This window comes from Pseudomonas sp. SF2 (assembly GCF_036858055.1).
GTDB lineage: Bacteria > Pseudomonadota > Gammaproteobacteria > Pseudomonadales > Pseudomonadaceae > Aquipseudomonas.
Genome location: NZ_JAMBDI010000009.1, coordinates 91,878 through 95,415 on the forward strand (window position 1 = coordinate 91,878; position 3,538 = coordinate 95,415).

Genomic DNA, 3,538 nt, shown 5'->3' on the forward strand with positions numbered 1-3,538 from the left:
CCGCAAAGCGGCCCCCGAAGCCAATGTGGACAACCTTTCGAACACCTCTCCCCAATTACTCCACAGCCCCACCACAAACCCTTGTTTACACAGGACCATTTTTTCCACGGATAATGTGGAACCGCCTGTGGAAAACATGGTGGCATCTCGCTCAAGCCCTTTGATACCAAGCCCTGCGGCTTCATGATCATTTTTTGATCATGGGCCCCTTGTGGATGATTTTCCCAAGTTTTTCAAAGCCCTGCAGCCACTCCAGGCATTGCGCAAAACCTGTGGATAACCCTGTGAAAAAACTTTGCACAGACCGCTGCAGGCGGCATGCTTGAAAGCCTTGCGCCATCACCGAAAAGATATCCACCGACCACAAGGCGCTGAAAGGGTTCCGCGCCGTGGACAAGTTGCCCCCAATCCGTGGGGAAAGCCTTGTGGATAACGTGCGCATAGCTGGCGCCGAGCCCTCTGCTGCAAGGGTTTGCCGAAGGTGAACAAAAAATGAACAGCACCCTGGACGGGTTGCTGCCAGCGCCCGGCGCGGGCATGCTGCAAGACTGCCGATGATAATCCACCGTGAGGAACAGAGCATGACGTCCACCGTATTCATCACTGGCGCGACTTCCGGTTTCGGCGAGGCCACTGCCCGCCGCTTCGCCGAAGCCGGCTGGAAGCTGGTGCTCACAGGCCGCCGCAAGGAGCGCCTGGACGCCCTGTGTGCCGAGCTGTCTGCCAAGACCGAAGTACACGGTCTGGTGCTCGACGTGCGTGACCGCAAAGCCATGGAGCAGGCCATCGCCAACCTGCCGGCCGGCTTCGACAAGCTGCGCGGCCTGGTCAACAACGCCGGCCTGGCGCTGGGTGTGGACGCGGCGCAGAACTGCAGCCTGGACGACTGGGAAACCATGGTCGACACCAACATCAAGGGCCTGATGTACACCACCCGCCTGCTGCTGCCACGGCTGATTGCCCATGGCCGTGGGGCGTCGATCCTCAACGTAGGTTCCGTGGCGGGCAACTACCCATACCCGGGCAGCAACGTGTACGGCGGCACCAAGGCTTTCGTCGGCCAGTTCTCGCTGAGCCTGCGCTGCGACCTGCGGGGAACCGGCGTGCGGGTGAGCAACATCGAGCCGGGCCTGTGCGAAAGCGAGTTCTCGCTGGTGCGCTTCGGCGGTGACCAGGCCAAATACGACGCCACCTACGCTGGCGCAGAGCCGATCCAGCCGCAGGACATTGCCGAGACCATCTTCTGGATTCTCAACCAGCCGGCGCATATCAACATCAACAGCCTGGAACTGATGCCGGTAAGCCAGGACTGGGCAGGGTTTTCGATCGACCGGTCGGTCAAAGGCTGATCTGAGGGCCTCTTCGCGGGTAAACCCGCTCCCACAGGTACTGCACCGGTTTCAGAGCAGGCGCTATCCCTGTGGGAGCGGGTTCACCCGCGAATGCGTCAGCCCAGGCGCTGCAGCCCTTCCAGGCAAGTTGCCAAATGATAGGGCGTAGTCGAAGGCATATCATGCCGGCTGACACTGCCTTCCCCATCCCGGCACTCATACCAGCCCGCCTCACGCAGGAACCGCGCGTCGAGCGCCTGCAACTGCCCAGCCAGCTTTGCCTCGCCCCCCGCCCGCAATACCAGCGCCCGTAGGTATTCCGCCTGCGCCCAGATCCGCTGGGTGGCGTCGAGCACCTTGCCATCCACATCCAGCATCGCCAGCACAGCGGCATCCTTCACCCCGTACTGCTCGGCGTAGTCGAAAGCCCGGTCGATGGACGCATGCAGCGGCGTGTCGCGCAGCAGTGGCGAGGTATGCAGCAGGTAGAACCACTCGAACTGGTGCCCCGGCTCGAACCAGTTATCCACAGCGCCGCGTGGCTTTTCCAGCATCAGGCCGTGGGCCGGTTCGATGAAGTGCGCCTGCAGCGCCTCGCACAGTTGCAGCAGCGACTGCCGGGCATGCTCGTCGTCACGCACCGCCAGTACCTGCAGGAAGGCTTCGGCCAGGTGCATCTGCGGGTTTTGCAGCGGGCCGCTGCCAAGGTCGGCCCAGTCTTCACCGAGGCTGGCTTCGTACAGGCCGTCGTCGCGGGCGAACTGCTGGTCAATGATGTCCAGCGCGGCGTTCAGCGTGGATTCCACCAGGTTTTCACGCACCTTGCCCCAGTAGTGCGCGCAAGCGAAGACGATGAAGGCATGCGTGTACAGGTCCTTGCGCCGGTCCAGCGGTTTGCCCTGGGCGTCGATGCTGTAGAACCAGCCGCCGTGCTCGGCGTCATGGAAGTGCTTCTGCAGCGAGCGGAACAAGGCGGCGGCGCGCTCGGCTGCGCCGGGTTGGCCGATGCGGCTGCTGAACAGGTAGAGCTGGCGGGCGCAGGCCATGGCCCGATAGCGCTGCACCGGCAACGGTTGATGCTGGGCGTCCAGGGCCTCGTAGGGCAGGGCCATGTCGGCGTTCCAGCCCGGGCCTTGCCACAACGGCACGATGCGTTCGGCGAAGTGCTGGTTGAAGCGGGCCAGTTCGGGCAGGGTGGGGCGGGGGTCGGACATTTCGGCGCTCGTCGCTGTCGGGCAGGGCGCCATGGTAGCAGAACTGGGGTTGTGGGTAGCCTGTGCCGGCCTCTTCGCGGGTATTGCGCTGCCCTCAGGTCCGGTGCCGTCCCTGTGGGAGCGGGTTCACCCGCGAAGAGACCAGTACAGGCTACCCACTAACCCGGGTTGCCCAACCCCTGCCAATGCCGCGCACCGACAAAGATGAAGCGCAGCTGCTGGGTGATCTTTTCCTGCGGCGTCAGCGCCTGTGGATAACCCGCCTCGGGGCTGTCGATAAGCTCGGGCAGGGTGGCGAACACGGTTTTCACCACCAGGTCGGCCATCACCGCTAGCGCGGCGCTGTCCAGGTGCTGCCAGCGCTTCATCCGCGCCAGGTCGGTGGCCAGGTCGTCGCTGATGTCCTGGCGCAGGCGGGCAATGGCCTGGCGTACGGCCTGCGAGCCGCCGTACTGCTCACGGGCGAGGAACAGGAACTGCGCGCGGTGGGCGGCGACCACATCGAGGAAGATGCGCACCGAGGCGTCGGTGATGCCGCCCAGTTCGAACTCGTTGTGGCGCACCAGGCGGATAGTCTGGCGGAAGGTAGTATCGACTTCGGCCACCAGGGCCAGGCCCAGGGCGTCCATGTCGGAAAAATGCCGGTAAAAGCCGGTGGGTACGATGCCGGCCGTCTTTGCCACTTCGCGCAGGCTGATACTGCCGAAACCACGGCCACTCTCCATGAGCTGGCAGGCGGCATCGAGCAGGGCCTGGCGGGTCTGTAGCTTCTGTTCGGCGCGCGGCAGCATGGTGCGGGCTTCTGTGACGGTAAGGCTGGGCACTCTAGTTAAAAAAACAAAGCCCGGTCAATGGACCGGGCATGGAGGGGAGCAGCCGTTGTGACAGAGGTTGTTCTTTTCGGCCATGGTGATCAGCTCACACGGCTGATTTCGATCAGGCGATCAGAGCCACCTTCGGCAACGCGGCCAGTACGTTCGATCAGGCGATCAG

Annotated in this window: 4 protein-coding genes; 1 reads left to right on the top strand and 3 read right to left on the bottom strand. The window is 63.5% G+C overall.

Features of this window, described 5'->3' with window-relative positions; all coding sequences use genetic code 11:
- Nucleotides 1-187: 187 nt before the first annotated feature.
- The gene (locus tag M2S36_RS06165) at nt 188-601 is read right to left on the bottom strand and encodes a hypothetical protein (RefSeq protein WP_233687345.1); all 414 of its coding nucleotides are present in this window, start codon (nt 599-601) and stop codon (nt 188-190) included.
- On the opposite strand from M2S36_RS06165, the gene M2S36_RS06170 reads away from it, so the two are divergent.
- Nucleotides 582-1,349, top strand: a complete 768-nt coding sequence (locus M2S36_RS06170; protein ID WP_013974408.1) for an SDR family oxidoreductase — start codon at nt 582-584, stop codon at nt 1,347-1,349. The genes M2S36_RS06165 and M2S36_RS06170 overlap by 20 nt on opposite strands.
- A gap of 98 nt (nt 1,350-1,447) precedes the next feature.
- On the opposite strand, the gene M2S36_RS06175 is transcribed toward M2S36_RS06170, so the two are convergent.
- Nucleotides 1,448-2,545, bottom strand: a complete 1,098-nt coding sequence (locus M2S36_RS06175) for an AGE family epimerase/isomerase (protein ID WP_333956840.1) — start codon at nt 2,543-2,545, stop codon at nt 1,448-1,450.
- 158 nt (nt 2,546-2,703) lie between these two features.
- Nucleotides 2,704-3,336: a TetR family transcriptional regulator gene (locus M2S36_RS06180; RefSeq protein WP_063911902.1), complete on the bottom strand. Its 633-nt coding sequence runs from the start codon at nt 3,334-3,336 to the stop codon at nt 2,704-2,706.
- Nucleotides 3,337-3,538: the final 202 nt, after the last annotated feature.